The organism is Croceicoccus naphthovorans (genome assembly GCF_001028705.1).
Taxonomy (GTDB): Bacteria; Pseudomonadota; Alphaproteobacteria; order Sphingomonadales; family Sphingomonadaceae; genus Croceicoccus; species Croceicoccus naphthovorans.
Genome location: NZ_CP011771.1, coordinates 139,618 through 155,420, shown reverse-complemented (window position 1 = coordinate 155,420; position 15,803 = coordinate 139,618). Strand labels below are relative to the sequence as shown.

At 61.0% G+C, this 15,803-nt stretch carries 11 protein-coding genes; 4 read left to right on the top strand and 7 right to left on the bottom strand.

Features of this window, described 5'->3' with window-relative positions:
• Positions 1–139: 139 nt before the first annotated feature.
• Both AB433_RS18350 and AB433_RS18345 read left to right on the top strand, forming a co-directional pair.
• Complete coding sequence (locus AB433_RS18350) at positions 140–1,225, top strand: MarR family transcriptional regulator (RefSeq protein WP_037485783.1); 1,086 nt, start codon at positions 140–142, stop codon at positions 1,223–1,225.
• The gene (locus AB433_RS18345; RefSeq protein ID WP_037485780.1) at positions 1,225–2,130 is read left to right on the top strand and encodes a hypothetical protein; all 906 of its coding nucleotides are present in this window, start codon (positions 1,225–1,227) and stop codon (positions 2,128–2,130) included. The genes AB433_RS18350 and AB433_RS18345 overlap by 1 nt, the downstream gene beginning before the upstream one ends.
• A gap of 96 nt (positions 2,131–2,226) precedes the next feature.
• Here the strand turns inward: AB433_RS18345 and AB433_RS18340 are convergent, their stop codons facing one another.
• Positions 2,227–3,993, bottom strand: a complete 1,767-nt coding sequence (locus AB433_RS18340) for a strawberry notch C-terminal domain-containing protein (protein WP_245626757.1) — start codon at positions 3,991–3,993, stop codon at positions 2,227–2,229.
• Between the two features lie 231 nt (positions 3,994–4,224).
• Between AB433_RS18340 and AB433_RS18335 the strand changes: the two genes are divergently transcribed.
• Positions 4,225–5,529: a hypothetical protein gene (locus AB433_RS18335; RefSeq protein ID WP_080993750.1), complete on the top strand. Its 1,305-nt coding sequence runs from the start codon at positions 4,225–4,227 to the stop codon at positions 5,527–5,529.
• Here the strand turns inward: AB433_RS18335 and AB433_RS18330 are convergent.
• The 6 genes from AB433_RS18330 to AB433_RS18305 form a co-directional block, all read right to left on the bottom strand.
• A complete protein-coding gene (locus AB433_RS18330) occupies positions 5,519–6,535 on the bottom strand; it encodes a tyrosine-type recombinase/integrase (protein ID WP_007015936.1) in 1,017 nt (338 codons plus the stop codon). The genes AB433_RS18335 and AB433_RS18330 overlap by 11 nt on opposite strands.
• Positions 6,532–7,446, bottom strand: coding sequence for a tyrosine-type recombinase/integrase (locus AB433_RS18325; RefSeq protein ID WP_007015935.1), 915 nt, complete (start codon positions 7,444–7,446; stop codon positions 6,532–6,534). Before AB433_RS18325 ends, AB433_RS18330 begins: the two co-directional genes overlap by 4 nt.
• On the bottom strand, positions 7,440–8,987 hold the full coding sequence (locus tag AB433_RS18320; RefSeq protein ID WP_037485774.1) for a tyrosine-type recombinase/integrase: 1,548 nt from the start codon (positions 8,985–8,987) through the stop codon (positions 7,440–7,442). Before AB433_RS18320 ends, AB433_RS18325 begins: the two co-directional genes overlap by 7 nt.
• 145 nt (positions 8,988–9,132) lie before the next feature.
• Positions 9,133–11,586 (bottom strand): strawberry notch-like NTP hydrolase domain-containing protein, encoded by a 2,454-nt coding sequence (locus tag AB433_RS18315; RefSeq protein WP_037485772.1) that lies wholly within the window; start codon positions 11,584–11,586, stop codon positions 9,133–9,135.
• Between the two features lie 58 nt (positions 11,587–11,644).
• A complete protein-coding gene (locus tag AB433_RS21435; RefSeq protein ID WP_223308167.1) occupies positions 11,645–12,244 on the bottom strand; it encodes a DUF7146 domain-containing protein in 600 nt (199 codons plus the stop codon).
• A 319-nt stretch (positions 12,245–12,563) separates the two neighbouring features.
• Positions 12,564–13,868 carry a replication protein RepA gene (locus AB433_RS18305; RefSeq protein WP_037485767.1) on the bottom strand — a complete coding sequence of 435 codons (1,305 nt, stop codon included), beginning with the start codon at positions 13,866–13,868 and terminating at the stop codon, positions 12,564–12,566.
• A 554-nt stretch (positions 13,869–14,422) separates the two neighbouring features.
• On the opposite strand from AB433_RS18305, the gene AB433_RS18300 reads away from it, so the two are divergent.
• A complete protein-coding gene (locus AB433_RS18300; RefSeq protein WP_037485764.1) occupies positions 14,423–15,628 on the top strand; it encodes an AAA family ATPase in 1,206 nt (401 codons plus the stop codon).
• Positions 15,629–15,803: the final 175 nt, after the last annotated feature.

Sequence of the window (15,803 nt, the reverse complement as noted above, 5' to 3'; positions counted from 1 at the left end):
GCTCGGCCCCATGAGGCATAAATTTCGGACTTATGCCTCATGGGGCTGGCGAATGGCCTCTTTCGAAATTTGCTGCACAGCAAATATTGCATATGGCGCGAATATTCGCTAAAGATGCCTTATTCACTGCCAGGAAAATATGAGAAATTTTGAGATCAGAGAGGAAGAGTTGCTCGATGAGCTAACCCATGCCCTGTCGGAACTGCCTGGCGCTTCCGTCTATCAGCGCGCCTCCGAACGGCACGTCGGCGGCCGATATGCCCCTGATGGCATACTCGATGTGGACATCAATCACCACCAGTTCAAACTGGTCGTCGAGGCCAAGCGCGAGCTCTTTCCCCGCGATGTTCATCAGCAGGTTTGGCGCCTTCGCGATTTTCTCAATCAGATGGATGAAACCGGTGAGAAGGTTCCCATGCTGATTGCAGGCGCAATCTCGAAGGGTGCGCGCGAAATCCTGCAGCAGGAACAAGTCGGCTACTACGACCTCGGTGGCTCGCTCTTCGTCCCATCGTCGTGTGCCTATGTGCTAATCGAACGGCCACTGCTCAAGAAGGCCGGACGCGCCTTCGGTTCAATCTTTCAGGGCCAACGAGCTCGCGTCGCGCAGGCGGTCATCGGAACCGCGCCCAGATGGGTGAGTGTTAAGGAACTGGCGGAAGAGACGGGCGTGTCGCCAGCGACCGCATCGGAGACCCTGACCGAGATGGAGCGGCGCGACTGGCTCGAGGTTGAGGGGGCGGGGCCAGCCAAGCTGCGCCGCCTGCGCGAACGAGGCCCGGTTCTCGATGAATGGGTTCGCTTGATCGCCGATCAGAAGCCGCCACGGATCGAGCGCTATTATGTGCCGGGCGGGGATGCTGGCCAGATTGCGCGTCGGCTCGACGAAGCATGTCGCGACCTTGGCGCACAATATGCGGTAACGGCGGAGGCAGCCGCACAGGCTTATGCGCCGTATCTCTCAGCGATCTCGCAGGTCAGGTGCCGGATCCAGGGTGGGCGACTTCGCCGAGAAGTTCTCGCGCGTCTCGATGCCCGGCCCGTGTCGGAGGGATGGAACCTCGGCGTGATCGAAGATACCGGCAAGCGCGACATTGCTGTGGGAGAACGGATCGATGGCGTTGCTTATGCGCCGCCGGTTCAGGTCTATCTCGATCTTATGCAGGGGTCCGGTCGCGCCAGGGAACTGGCCGACCACCTCCGCGCCGAACGACTGCCAGGATGATGACCAAACCCAAGACCTTTGACGCATACAATGGCGCAGTCACCGAAGCCGCCGAGCGTGTACTCGTGACCCTCCTCCGCGGCTTCGGCCCCTGGAAGGACACCGTATTCCTCGTGGGCGGCCTGACGCCGCGCTACCTCGTTGCCGCGCGACCGCCGGAAGTTCCCCAGCATGCCGGAACGGGCGATGTGGATGTCGTCGTCGACGTGGCAATCCTCATTGACACTGAGGCCTACAGCACGCTGGAAGAGAACCTCCATGCGATGGGCTTTGATCGGGCGACTAATGAGAACGGGGTGAAGGTTTCCTGGCGTTGGGAGGCGCGTCTTGAAACGGGCGCTACGATGGTCCTCGAATTTCTCGCCGAGCATCCCGAACTCGGGGGAGGAAAGGTCAAGGTGCTCCCAACCGAAGGCAACGTCTCCGCGCTCAATATCCCGCACGCGTCGATGGTGTTCGACCTGCACGACACGACCGAACTAACCGCGGAACTCCTGAACGGCGGAGGGCTGGCCACCGAAGTGGTTCGGTACGCAAACATCGTGAGCTTCACCTGCCTCAAGGCCTTCGCCTTCGATCACCGCAACGCGCGCAAGGACGCACACGATCTCGTCTATTGCCTTGAACACTATCCCGGCGGACTGGACCCGGCGATCTTGGCCTTCAAGGATGCATTGGCGGGACCGCACGCGGAGGCCGTGCAGGAGGCGCTCGCAAAGCTGAAGACTCGTTTCGTCCACGAGGATCCCGATCAGTCTTACCGCCGGGATGGGGCGGTCGCAGTTGCGCGTTTCGAAGACAACGACGCAGATGTCGACGACAACGAGGAGATCCAGGATCTGCGCATCCTGCGCCAACGGCAGGTAGCGGACCTAATGGGGCAATTCTTCGCAGCACTGGCGTGACCGAAGTAGAACCAACCATCCGCTGGTCGAAACGGATTGAGCCCCCCTAACATCGACGCGCCCATCTAACAGCAGTAATGTTAAATGGGCCGAAGCTCAGGCCTGCCCCGCAATGCTGGCGATGATTGCCTCGGCGCCGTCCAACGGCACGAACACCCGTGTCTTGTAGGCGATGATCTCGGTGAAGCAGCCCTTTGCTTTGAGCTCGGGAATGCGCGCGGCTTCGGCATCGACGATCTCGATCCTGCGCGAGCCGTTCACGCGGGCTGTGCGGATCGTGAAATTGAGCGGATGCGGGGCCTTCCATGTCCCACCGCCGAGAATGGCGGCGGCAATCTTGGCAGGATCGGTCTGCGCCTTGCGGGCAACCCCAAGCTTCTCGAGGGTCGCATCGACGTAGAGGTCGTGGACATGGCGGCCGAGCCAAGAAGCACCTGACTTGTCGACGATGCGGTTGACGGTGAGGTCCTCCTTGGGAAGCGCGCCCCAGATCGGCAGCAGCAGCCCCGTTGCGAGATAGACGGTCTCGGTCACGAGCTGGCTCTCATCGGCGGCGTATTCTTCGTCCCACAATGCGCTGAACCGGGACTTGGTAACAGGCTCCCAAGCGGACTCGTCGAGCCGGTCAGCGCGCAGGTACTCGCTGCGCAGCGGCCGCACGAGCTCGTAGCGGCGGATCATCTGGCCTTCCTCGTCCATGTGCGAGGGCGCCGGAACCGCGAGCGCGACCTTGCCCGACTTGTCATTGCGCAGGAACAGCGGCTGTTCCTCGTAAGATGCCAACTTGAGCACCCGTTCGAGCGAGAGGACCTTGCGCCGCTGGGTCAGCGACAACTCCAGCAGGTGCGAGGTCGCGCCCGTCACGGGATCGGTTCGGATCACCGTGTCGGACAGCACCTCGCAGGCCTCGACCGCCACCGTCTCGACGCCAATGTCGAAGGTCCCGGCTTCCTTGGCGGCCGAGACGCGGGTTTCGACAAGGGTCAGGAACTCGTCGAAGATGGCGTTCTGGACGGCAATCTTCATCGCGAGAATGCGGTTAAGCCAGCGCTGGATCGGCGGCAGATCCTCGCGCAGGATTCCGTCCTGGTCGGTGAGCTCAAGCCCGCTCATCCGCTGGAACTCGGACAAGGTCGTGCTCTTGAGTTTCCCGGTGGCGAGCAGGCCATACCAGTCGTGCAGCGCGTGCTTGGCGTAGATGCTCTCGAGGTTGTCGGATGCATCGAACATGCCCTGCCCGCCGGTCTGGCGCTGGCCACGGGTCAGCGCGCCCAAGGCATCGAGGCGCCGCGCGATCGTGCTGGTGAACCGGGCCTCGCCCTTGCAGTCGGTGGTGACGGGACGGAACAGCGGCGCCGAGGCCTGATGGGTACGGTGGGTGCGTCCCAGCCCCTGGATCGCCCGATCCGCACGCCATCCGGGCTCGAGCAGGAAATGGACCCGGCGCTGCTGGTTCATGGCATCAAGGCTGGCATGATAGCTGCGACCCGTGCCGCCCGCATCCGAGAACACGAGGATGCGCTTGGCCCCTGTCATGAACGCCGTGGTCTCGGCAAGATTGGTTCGGGGCGAGCGGCTTTCGAGCCGCTGCTGGCCCGAACCATCACGGACCAGGCGCTTGCTGCGCCCCGTAACCTCGGCAACCGCGGTCACGCCGTAGTGCTCGAGCAGCGCATCGAGCGCGGTCGGGATCGGCGGCATGGCGCAGATATGCTCGATCAGATCCGCGCGTGCAGCCTCGGCCTGCGGGTTGTGGACCGGATTGCCCGCCTCGTCCCACATCGGCCGCGAACGCACGTCGCCGAGCTCATCCTTGTATTCCTCCATCTGCCGGGTCGGGAAGGCCCGGATGAGGTAATCCACGATCGCTTCTTTGCAGTCGCAGTTTATGTCGAGCGTGGCGGCGGGAGGCGCAGGTTTCCTTCGGTTTTCCATGATTTCACTCCAGATAATTGCCTGACAAGGTTGAATGCTAGGGCCGTTAGGATTGTCGGCACCGCTGGAATGGTGCAGGTTGTAGAAAATCCCCGAGGCAGTCGTTCGTCGCTTTCAATCGAGGTCCCGATGCAAGGCTGTCCGCCATGGAGATCTGCCATGCCGAGCAAACTGCCCAAGCGCCCCATTATCGTTTTTCTCGCAGGGATTTTTCTGGGCTTGCCCGGCGTCGCATGTGCAGTGACATTGACGTCATTAAAAGGCATGGATCTCGAAGGAAGCTATGGCTCGTATGCGCCGCGTGGCGATTGCTCCCGAGGGGCGAGCCTTGAGATCAACGAAACCGGTTTTACTTTCAAAGCGTCTGGTCAGACTGTAAAAAGCACCCGGTTTGAGTACGCGGCTTCGTTTCTTGGCCCGACCTATGAAGGCATTAGCGCGGTCTTTTTTCCTTTTCCTGTCAATGCCAACGATTTCGGACGCGTGATCTTGACGGTCAATGACGACGAAAAGCGAGGCGTAGTCCGCCTTGAAGCAGACGTCGCGCCGGGACAGCGCCTGGATCCGTTCAAGTCAGCGCTCGTGTCGCAATCCCCATTGCTCTTGTGCAATGGGTCTGGGCTGGCATCTGCTGCTTCAAAAGCACCGCTGCAAGCAAGGCCAGTCTTGGGAAAACCGACGCCGCTAACCTGGACCAATCTTGCCAGTTCCGTAGGGAAATTCCAAAGTGATTCCGATCCCAACGGAATAGATCTTTTGACAAGTGGTCCGATAGCTGACGCGATACGTTCGCGTTTGGGCCGCAAAACAGACCTGCTGGCCAGCAATCTTTCGGCGATATCCGGTCTCCAGCGACAAGGGTCTCTCTATTGGGTTACCGGAAATGCGCCGCATCAAGGCGGTGTAGAGCAAGCCTATGTTTTGCTTGATGCAAATCGCCGTGCTGTTCAAATTGGCCTTTGGGAAAAGGGAAAGTTGACGGTCTATGCGCCTCAAGGAGGCCGCTTGCCCGTGCCCCAGGACATTGCTCGCCTGCTTATGGACAGCCCACCTGAGGACGCAGTGCCGCTGCCTGGGACTGCTTGGGAGGTCGTGCCGGTCCAAGGTCGCGCCCCAATGGCCTATGTCGATGTAGCTGCTTCGCCAAACATCAAGTCGTTTAGCCTGTTTTGTGAAGGCAACCGCCCCATGATGGCCATGCTCCTTAACAAGCCCGCGACGGTGCCGCGCGTTACGGTTACATGGAATTTTGCTGGTCGATTAATTGACATTCCGACCGGCCGCGCTAACGCTCAGAGCACGTTTTGGCAGGCCAACCTCACTGGTTCCCAACTCATTCCGATGCTTCTCCGTCAAAACGGTTCGGTTATGCTGCGCATCAACGGCCGCCTCGAAGGCGAAGCTTTGTTGGCGGGAGCGCCACTGGCGCTTCGGACTGCGATGCGGAACTGTGTCAAATTTTGACATGACCTCCTGCACGTATTTCCTGAAGCATTGATAGTAGATCGTCGCTTTGCGGCTTGAAGCGCCCGGGCCTGATGGCAGGGGCGCCGTGCGCCGCGAGAATTTGCAGCTTTTCCTCGGGATCGGCGCGCAAATAGGTCTCAGTGCTCTGGATGCTGGCGTGCCCGAGCCATAATGCGACCTTGCGAATGTCCCCGGTCGCCGCGAGCGTGTGCATTGCGCAGGAATGGCGCAGCACGTGCGGTGTTACGCGCTTGCCAAGGATCGACGGCTGCTTCTCTGCCGCGCGCTTGACGTGCTCCGCCAAACGGAACGCAAATCCGTCGCGGGTCATGGGTTGCCCGCTGGCATTGAGGAATATCTCGGCAGCTTGCGCATCGGGACGGATCGCAAGCCACGCGCGCAATGCGAACTGAGTCTCCTTCCAGAGCGGGAGGACCCGTTCACGCCGTCCCTTGCCCATGATGTGCACGGTGGACAGGAAGCGGTCCGGGAAATCGCGCAGTTGTAGCGTTACGAGTTCCGACACCCTCAGCCCGCCAGCATAGGCCAGATGCAGCATTGCGCGATCGCGGGTGCCAAGGCGTGTCCGGGGATCCGGGGCGTCGAGCAAAGCCTTGATCTCTGCCCGGTCGAGGTAGTCGATCAGCGCCTTGTCGGTCTTCTTGGTAGGGATCGATCTGACGCGAAGGGCCTGATCCAGGCAGGCCGGAATACGATACTCGATGTAGCGGAAGAAGGACCGGATCGCGGCGAGCCTGCCATTGCGGGTCCGAACACAGCTGCCGCGACCGTTCTCGACATGGTCAAGGAAGGCCATGATCATGTCGGTGCCGAGATCCTCGATCTCGAGATCGGTCGGCCGACGCTTCAGCCGATCGGCAGCGAACTGGACCAGGAGGACAAAGCAGTTGGCATAGGTCTTCACCGTGTGCGGACTGACAGCACGTTCGCGCGGTAGATGTTCACGCAGGTAGATCGAGAGATGCGGAGCGAGTGCCGTCATGCCGCTTCTCCCCGGTAAAGTTGCTCGCTGGCGACAGCGATATCGCGCAGCAGCACCGGAGTGGCCTCGAGATACCAATAGGTGTTGGCGACCGACGCATGCCCCAGATATACGCTGAGTCCGGCCATGTGGTGTGCGATGGCTTCCCTGTCGCGCGGACAGGACTCAAGGGAACGCACGGCGAAAGTGTGCCGCAGGTCGTGTAACCGCATCCCGGCCGTTCCGGTCGGTCCGCGGTATCCGAGCTGCCGGGCCAGCCTGACGAACACCACGTGGGCGCGCACCTTGTGTGGTGCTCTCCCCCGAATGGTCACGAACAGGTCATTGCCCGTGGCGCCAAGCCTTGCTCGGGTGGCGAGATATGCTTCGAGCGCCTGACGGGTCGATGGCTGCAAGGTAATCAGCCGCTGCTTGCCGAACTTGCCGTTGCGGACGATCAGGCCATCCTCGACCAGATCGTTGCATTGAAGAGCGAGGGCCTCGGAAATCCGGAGACCTGTCGCCGCCAGCAAGCCGAACAAATAATGGTACGTGTATGGGCTGATCGTGTCTTGGGACGCAACGTCCAACGCCGCGGTCATGATCGCCCGGACCTGTTCCGGTTCGATGATGGTCGGGGTCGGGCGTGGCCGCTTGCCCCGACCGAAGACACCGACAGGCGGAACCTCGTAAACTGGATCATCGGCTTGGATAAAGCGGCTGAAGTTGCGAACGGTATCGAACCTCCGGCGGGCCACATTTTGCGAACTCGCCGTGTGGCACCAGTCGTAGATCCGCTGGACTTGGATGTGCCGGTCGCCGAATCCTTCGGCGTAGGCGGCGTACAGGCGCAGCATGCGTTCCTGTTCAGAGAACTTCCGCCCGAGGCTGCGATGCAGCGCCACGTATCTGGAAATGTGGATGTTCAGCATGACTGTTCTCCCGGCCAGGGCTGCGCGATCTTCATGAGCATCGGCAGATCGACCTTGGCGTAGATGGCAGTGGTCTCGGGCGAGCTGTGACGCAGGATGGTCCCGACGGACTCCAGGCCTGCGCCTGCGCGCAGCAGGTTGGTGGCAAGCGAATGCCGGAATATGTGTGACCCGGTCGGCACTCCTTCGATCCCACCGCGGTCGCGCGTACGAGCGACGATGCCCGCGATCTCAGCGGACGAGCGGAATGGCCGAAACGGTGCTTGTGCACGCAGGAACAGATGCTTTTCGGCGGTCTTCGGGCGGGCTGCCGCAAGATATGCCAGGATCGCGTCGCCAACATCCTGCGGCAATGGCAGGCGGTCCGGTCGACGCGTCTTGCCCTTGACCGTCAGGTGGCCGGATCGCCAGTCGATGTCGTCGAGACGCATGTCCTGAATATCGGCAGCCCGCAGGCCGAGCCTGGCGAGCAGGAGAATGATGGCCTTGTCCCGGACTTCCACCGGACGATCTGTCGGACAGGCCGCAATGATCCTCTCGATCGTTGCCGGGTCGACATGGCGCGGCAGCGTCGAAAGGCGGTAGCGCTGCACTGATGGAACTGCATGCAATAAAGCCGGCCGGCACTCGCCACGCACGACCAGAAACCGGATGTAGCTCCTCATTATCGTGACGAGCAGCGATGCCGAGCCCGGCGTCTCCTTGCTTCGTCGTTGGAATGCGCTCCTGAGTCCGGCGGCATCCCATTGCGTAGGCTCGCCCAGCATTGGCATGAGCCGTCTGATATCAGTCCGGTAGCGCCGGATCGTCTCGTCCGTGGCGCCGCGGTGTTGCTTGAGCCATGCCAAGTAAGCCGACATGTGCGGGTCATCGTCCGCCACCGGTTCAACCAATGGGATGGCGCCCCGGCCTCGCAGGAACTCGACGAAGTGCCGTGCGCATCGCCGCCGCCGCTTGGTGCCCGTTGCGACCAGCTTGCCCCGCTTGCGCCAGACCGGGCATCGGCAATCATGCGCTGCATAGTGGTCGATGATCGCGTCATCGATCTCGATCCATTGGCGCCGCGCCATGCGAAGCCAGGCCACGAAATGCTCGGCCTCGGACCGATAGGCCTGTGCCGGTCCCTCGGCAAGTTGCAGGCGATCGATCGCATCGGAATAGTCGGCGAGGTGCCGTGGCAGATCGTCGATCCCGTCGTCGACTTCGACGTAGCCTTGATCTTCCAGGAACCGGACGAAGCGCCTGACCCTTGCTGCTTGGTCAGCCTTGTAGTGCGCTTGCTGCGCCGAATACCGGTGGCACCGGCACCCATGCTTCTCGAACCGCCGGACAGCCCGATCGTCAATCGTGCGGATCGCGATCTTATGCAGGCCCAGCCAATGCAGGAAATGGCGGACCGCCGCGCCATACAGAACCGCACAGCCTGACTTCTCGTCGAGCGACAGAGAGGAGAGGAATGCGGTGAGAAGGGCGCCGTGACTGGGCGGGTCTTCGACCCGGAGCGGGGCCGCTCGAAACGGCAATGATGATCTTGATCGCATGTTGGTTCCTTCGACTTGTTGAGGTCGAGGGAACCGTAATTATCTGGAGTGAAATCATGGAAAACCGAAGGAAACCTGCGCCTCCCGCCACCACGCTCGACATAAACTGCGACTGCAAAGAATATGTGTAATGTTGAGCTCAACATTAGATCGCTTCCCTGGGCGAAAGGTCCAGTTCCAGCGCTTCGCGCTCGTCGGGATCGAGTTCATTGAGACGCCGATTGAGGATCGATTCCGCCGTACTCACCAGCTGAACCACGACGCATTCGTCGTTCGCAAGATGCTCGTCGATCGCGGGATAGATCGAGGGCAGCTTCAGTGAGAGCAGGACTTGCGCAAAGAAGCGTTGCTTGGTGCCTTCGAACCGGCTGCGGGCCGCCGCCTTGGCGCCGCTGTTGAGCGTCTTGTTCTCAAGCCCGTCGACAATCCCGGTGAGTTCGAGCGCCGCTTCAAGGTTCTGGTGAATGATCGTCCAGGCCTCGCAATAGGTGTCGTAGATCGCGATCTGCTCAGAGGTCAGGTCATGGCGCAGGATGTCGTACTCTACCCCTGCGAAGCTGAGCGCCCGCGCGAGGTAGAGCCCGGAGGCCTTGAGGTCGCGCGCCACCAGTTCCATCGCGGCAATGCCGCCGTCGCGGATTTCGCTGATGAACTGCTCGCGGTTTGCGAACGCCGTGCCCGGTCCCCACAGGCCAAGCCGGACCGCATAGGCGAGGTTGTTGACGTCCGAAGCGCCGGTTGCCGAGGCATAGAGTACGCGGGCGCGCGGCAGCGTATTCTGGAGAAGCACCCCGGCAATGCCCTGGAGCGAGCCCTGCTTCTGGCCAGGTGCCCCTTCCCCGCCCGCGACGCCGCCCATTTCGTGGGCCTCGTCGAAGACGATCACGCCTTCGAACTTCTTGCCGGCCCAGCGGACGATCTGGTCGAGCCGGGTATCCTCGACGCGTGAACTGCGCAGCGTGCCGTAGGGAACAAACAGGATGCCCTCGGGCGCGGTGATCTCCTCGCCGATCTTCCAGCAGGCAAGATCGAGAATATCAGACGGCAGGCCGCCGATCGCGGTCCAGTCGCGCTGCGCGTCTTCGAGCAGCGGCGCGTTCTTCGAGATCCAGATGTGACGGCGATTGCCCTTCAGCCACTGGTCGAGAATGCAGGCCGCTGCCTGCCGCCCCTTCCCTGCCCCGGTACCGTCGCCGAGGAAGAACCCTGTGCGGTAAAGTTTGCCCTCAGGATCCTCCTGGAGCGCGACTTCGCCGGCAGGATGGCTGAAGCGGCCATGGAGGTCGCGGCTCCAGGCTTCGCCCGCATAGATCACGGTTTCAAGCTGGGCGGCAGACAACAGTCGCGCCGTGACGGTGCGTTCGGGCAGAGAGGGCACGTAGCTTGGCTTCGGCGCAGCGATCGAGGCCATGGCGGCGGATTCGACGAGGTGGGTCGGATGTTCGCCCGCTTCCGCGATCACCACGCGTGAAGGCCGGTAATCGGCATAGACCCCGCGCTGCTCGCCCATCGCAGCAGGTTCGGCAAGCACTTCGTAGGCGACGTGGCGCACGTCGTTGGTCTGGGGAGCTCGCACGATCACGGGCCGTGCTGGACCGGTCTTCACCGAGCGGAACAGGCTGAGCTTGGGTCGGGGCGCTGCCGCCTGCGTCGGGTCGCGCAACGTCGCCCGGAGTGGCACGGTTGGCAGCGCGGCGAAGAGTTCGCCGACCGAACCGCGATTGACCGTGGATACGCCGATCTCGCCTGGCACCTTGTCAATCACCAGCACGCGAACAGCGATCCCGGTGCCGTGCTTGACATAGCCGCCCTTGTCCAGACGGAGCGACAGGACGACCCGCGCGCCTTCAAGGGTGCGCCGGAAGGTTTCTTCGTACCTGGCCGAGGGCGAGAACCAGTCCGGCATGATCGCAACGATCCGGCCACCCGGCAGCAGATGGTCGAGCGCGGCCCGCAGGTGCCTGGCGGCGGTGTTCTGATCTTCGCCGCGCGATTGCGACACCGAAAACGGCGGGTTCATCAGAACAACGCTCGGCCGCGCGGTTCCGGAGAGCAGCGCGCTGAGTTTAGCGCCATCGTGGCGATAGACCTTCTTGCCCGGAAACACGGCCTCGAGCAGGTCGGCGCGGGTTGGCTCGAGTTCGTTGAGGATCAGATCCTTGACCGCGCCCTTGGCGAGCGAAGCGATAATCCCGGTGCCAGCGCTCGGTTCAAGCAACATGTCATCGCTCGAAAGCCGCGCCAGATGAACTGCAAGACGGGCCAGCGCCGGCGGCGTCGAGAACTGCTGGAACTGGATCTGGTCCTCGCTGCGTACCGTGTGGGTTGGCAGTTCGCGCGCCAGCGCCTCCAGCGCGCTGATCGACGCGCCGACGTCCATGCGGCCTACCAGTTCGGGAATGGCCAGGGAGAGCGAGACTTCCAGCGCTTCGAAACTGTCGCGCTGCTGCCAGGCACCTGCGGCGTCATTGCCGCGTGCACTCTCCGTCATGGCTTCGCTCAGAGCGGCGCGGTCGATCGGAACAGCGAGCAGCAGCTTGGCGGCAAGTGTGCGCGCAGCGCCGAGAATGGCGCTGGCGCGCGGAATCGTTGTGGTCATGCGGTGAACTCCTGAGCTCGTGCCGATCAGCGGCACGCCCGCTCCAGCCCCCCTCTCCTCACCGCTTCAGAAGCTGCGCCCAGTCGTTCATGCGGCCCGGCGGCCATTCGGTCTCGATAGCAAGGCCGGGGCGTCGGTAGGATTCGGATGCCCGATCGCGCGCCCGCCTGCCTTCGGCGTCGTTGTCGGCCAGCAGGATTATGGTTTCGACTGAGGCCGGGATGTTGACTTGGTGGAAGCGTTTGGCGCCCATGGTCGCCCAGGCCTGGATACCCGTGAGCGACGTATAGGCAGCCGCAGTCTCGAACCCCTCGCAGATGCCGATGGTCTTGCCTGGCGGGCCGTTGGTCCATGCAGCGCCGATAGCCTGGCCGAGGACGCGCTTCTCGGTGTAGGTCGATGTCAACTGATCGAGGAAAATCCGCTGGATCGCGGCGATCGCGCCCGCCTTGCGCATCGCAACGAGGAGTGCCGGCTCGAAGCTCGCAAGCTTCCCCTGCCCTAGTGGACACCGGGGGTGAAAGCGCAGGTCTTCGAGTGGTGCCCAGATCTGGCGCACCCCTCGCACATATCGCTCCGCCAAAGTCCCTTCGATCGGTCGACCGGCTTGCCAGATAGTGAGGTGAATTCCAGTGCTGCGCTGGAAGCTGGGGGTCATGCCAGAGGCATCGACCGTCGGCAGGTCTGCGATGCGGCGAAGAGCTCTGATTACGTCCCGGCTGTCGCAACCTGCGTGGCACGTTACGAGAATGGCTCGATCACCTTGGCGGATGGACAGAGATGGGGTTCTGTCGGCATGGCAAGGGCACCGACACATCGCGGTATTACCGGACCAATTGCCCCCGATGCGCCGAACAAGGCTGCGTAGGTCCGGACTGGGTTTGTTGTTGACGATGGGCATGACTGCCCAGTTCGACCCTACTCCCCTCCCCCTCGTCCTGCGCTTCAGCCTAACCGAAGTGCTCGGAAATCATCGGTCAGCCGGCATCCGAATTTGCGCGTCGCTCGGCATAACGAATGACAAAGGATTCCCAGACTCTCAGCCACTCCGCATCGGTCCGCTCTTGTTTGATACCGGGAAAGCCGGTGCGGAATGCGTTCGCCATGGTGTCGACGCACCAGGGCTTACCCTTCTCAAGCCCGATTGCTCGGAACTTAGTTTCCCTTTCGCCATAGGTCAGGCTGCCTGCTGGGAAAGGGAATACGGGCTCGGAGACCTTGATGTCCCGAACAGTCGACCGAGGAGCTTTGGCGACCGATGATCTCGGTGCGGTTTCCGGGGCCGGAGCGCCCAGCAACCGCAAGTGCGGGCCAACGAGCTTCCGCTCTAAAGGTGCCGGCGAAGGCCGGAGCACTACCTTCCTGCCGCTGAAATCGACGTCAGCGTTCGGGTAGACAGCGGAGACCAATTGCATTGTTTCGCGCACGGTCTGGCGGAAGCGCTTGCTATCGGCGTCGTTCCCCAAGTGCTTGGCCAACTGGTCCCAAGATATCACCTGGCCTCGATCGCTGCTGATACGCGGGAGTCTATACGCAAGGTAGGTATAGAGATCGAGAGCTGTGGGCGTGCCCTTGAGCTCACGGATTGCAATCTCGTTCAACGGAACGGCGTGGTCGATAAGGTGACTATAGAACGCCTCGGACATCCGAATTTCGCGGGCAAACGCGCCATTTTTTTCCAGAGATCCTGCGTATTCGTTTGAAATCTTTACGTCTCGTACGGCGAATGCGTTGTCGCCGGCGTCGTTGCCTTCCCAACGAATTTGCCATTCACACGCAAGCAGTCGGTCGACTTGCTCGCGCATCAGATTGGCAGTTCCCCGTGGGCCATAAGAGACGGTCTGGTAGCCAAGTCGACGCATCCATTCCGTGAAATTACGGCCCAAGTACACGTCTCGCGATCGCTTGGTGACGGCCTGCGAAAGCAGATAGATCAGCGCAACGCGTGGATAAGCTCCATAGGGCACACCAACGCTTCGTAGTACGGGCTTACCGTCGACCGTCTGGAGAACTGGTCGTGGATTGATGGCCAGTGCATATTTTCCGTCTTCGCGAAGAATCGGTAGAGTATCGTCCTTCGGACGCTTGGTCGGAAGCGACATGGCGCACAATGCGGAATGCAGAAATGCCGGAACGGGTTCTTCGTCCTGGACACGTAGGAAGGCATCCATCGTGAGCTGAGTGCCGGCAGACTGCGCGAGGGAGCGGACCCGCTCTTCACCGCCGCCTAGCATTGCTAGGGCGTATTGATGTCCGATTGGACGCAGTGTGTCTCCGCTCATTGAACCGTCCCTTCCCGACTCATTGGAGCCTCGGGTTGGTCATTAAACAACAGGTTTGAGCTTCGAAAGCAAGGCCATTGGCAGTTTCGACGGGATTCCGGGCCTAAAACCTCCAAGTTGCCCGATGATCTCGGAGCGGTTTGGCGGGGCGAAACCAAATCCAATCTCAATTTTAAAAAAAGCGATTCGCGAATCGGTTTTTCTAGGAGATTCCTTTAGTAGGTATGGGCTCCGAGATCATCGGTCCAAAGGGAACCGAGATCATCGGGGAAACGCACTGAATTCATCGGCTTGCACCGAGATCATCGGTTGTTGTCCACAGCGCGATCAATCCGGCCATCGGGGCGCTCAGCTGACTATTGGAATGTCGCCTGCTGGCCCCCTTCCCTAGACCCGGCTTCATCGGTCTGAACCACTACGTGCTGCATCGGGCTGACTCCTGATTCGCAAAAAGGCACGGAGATCATCGGTGAATTTGTAAGGTTGGTGGCCGAAGTTTGCGCAAAACTGCCAAGAGTGCTAATTGGCGCCCTCAATCTCACAAAGCGGTGATCATGGCTACCGACGCAGCGCTCGACGCACAACCCGATGAACTCTTGGAAGACGGCCTTGGCAACCTACACCGCAAGGCCCTCACCATCCTGAAGCGTATTCGTGACGGTGCGCTCGATCCGGAGACCGGGCAAAAGGTTGGCCCGTCGTATTCCATTTCGAAAGCAGCCTCCCTTGTGGGGCGAACAGCGTCTGCAATTCGCGAAGCTGAGCGAGATGGTCGTCTTCCCCAGCGCGACCGAACCGCTTCTGGCCACCGGGTCCAGTACTCATTGGAAGAACTGGATCATATGCGTGCCGTATTTGGCACTCGCCCGTGGCGCGCACCGACGGACACCCCGGCGGTCATCTCCGTCTCGAACTTCAAAGGGGGCGTGGGTAAGTCGACCGTGGCCCTCCACCTCGCACAGCACTTTGCGATTCACGGCTACAGGGTTCTGTTTATCGACTGCGACAGCCAGGCCAGTTCGACAATGATGTTTGGCTATCGGCCGGATGTCGATCTGACCGAGGATGATACCCTCTACGGTCACTTCCATAATCCTGAACTGTTGGGCGTTCGCTCGATCATCCGGAAGACGCACTTTTTCGGGCTCGACCTGATCCCCGCCAATCTCAAGCTCTATAATCTAGAATACGAGATCGCGGGCTACCTGGCACAAAATCAGAACTTCGACATCATCGACCTGATTGCCGAAGCCATCGATACGGTCGTCGATGACTACGACATCGTCATCATGGATCCGCCTCCGGCACTTGGCATGGTTTCGATGGCAGTGCTGCAGGCGGCTAATGCGATGGTAATTCCTGTACCGCCGAGCGTCATCGACTTCGCATCGACCGTGTCGTTTATCGACATGGCGCGTACAACGATGAAGCAGCTCGAGCAGCTCGCGAAGCGGGTGAAGCCTGCCTACAACTTCATCCGCCTCGTTGGCAGCAGGGTAGATGAAAGCAAGTCCATGCACCGCGAAATTCTCTCGATGATGCGGCAGGTCTTCGGTGGTTCGATGGCGACTTCTGTCCTCAAGACCAGCGCAGAAATCGACAATGCCAGCTCGCGCATGAAGACAGTCTTTGAACTTGATCGACCTGTGACGTCCCACGAGGTTCACAACCGGTGTGTGAAGTATTTAAGCGATGTTTGCAGAGAAATCGAGGCGGATGTCATTAGGTCCTGGGCGAGCAGAGCAGGTGAGGCGGTCTAGGGCCGTTGCCACGTGGCAACAACGGGATAATACAGTTAAAATACAACGACTAAGATCATTTTTCGAGAGACTCGATTGGTGCGATAGCGCGAGATTTTATTGGCTGAACGAGGGATGTTGCCACGTGGCAACGTACCAAGAATCAGGGTGAAAGCGAGGCGCGGACAGGGCTTGT